This is a genomic window from Photorhabdus viridis, assembly GCF_040256935.1.
Lineage (GTDB): Bacteria > Pseudomonadota > Gammaproteobacteria > Enterobacterales > Enterobacteriaceae > Photorhabdus > Photorhabdus viridis.
This window is the reverse complement of record NZ_JBEJZY010000213.1, coordinates 1-714: the sequence shown is the minus strand read 5'-3', so window position 1 is coordinate 714 and position 714 is coordinate 1. Positions and strand designations below refer to the sequence as shown.

Genomic DNA, 714 nt, shown 5'->3' with positions numbered 1-714 from the left:
CACCACGGTGTTCATATCGCGCTGCGCATGCAAAGCCAGTTCTTCACTGCCCCGGGCATCCTCAAAGCGCAGTTCGTTGTAACCGTCGCCCTTGTGGGTTTTCGAGCGGAAGGCCATCTGGGTTTTGCTGCCCGGCAGGGCGCCGGGCGGGAGGTTGCTGGCGTGATACGTTCGCCCGGTGACAATCGGCTGGTCCGGGTCGCCGTCGAGGAAGTCCACCACCACCTCCTGACCGACCCGTGGGATGGCCAGCATGCCCCAGCCCTGGCCGGCCCACGGCTGGGTCACCCGTATCCAGCAGGAGCTGTGGTCATCACTCTGGCCGTAACGGTCCCACAGGAATTGCAGCCGGATACGGCCGTATGAGTCGCAGAAGATTTCTTCCCCGGCCGGGCCGACGACTTTGGCAATCTGCGGGCCGTCCATCACCGGTTTGCGCGCCGGCATCGGACGCCAGTGCTGATGCGCGGGGATAAAGGTGAACTGGTTGCTCATGACGGTGCCGGCCTCGCCGCCGGCCTGTTCCAGCGCCTGCGGCTGGCTGCCGTTGTGGGAGACGCTGACCAGCTGCCAGAGCTGGTTGAGGTCATCGCGGGGATGGTCGGTGAGGGTGAACAGGACCCCCGGCAGCATGGCGGCGTGGTTACTGTCCCCGTGGCCGGTCAGGGCGTCATTGCGCAGGGCTTCGAGCCGGTAGCGGGTGAAATCGGCGCC

General features: G+C 66.0%; 1 protein-coding gene. It reads right to left on the bottom strand.

Annotated elements, in window-relative coordinates; translation table 11 throughout:
* On the bottom strand, positions 1 to 714 hold a 714-nt coding region (gene tssI, locus ABR397_RS23025; RefSeq protein WP_350307736.1), incomplete at both ends, for a type VI secretion system tip protein TssI/VgrG.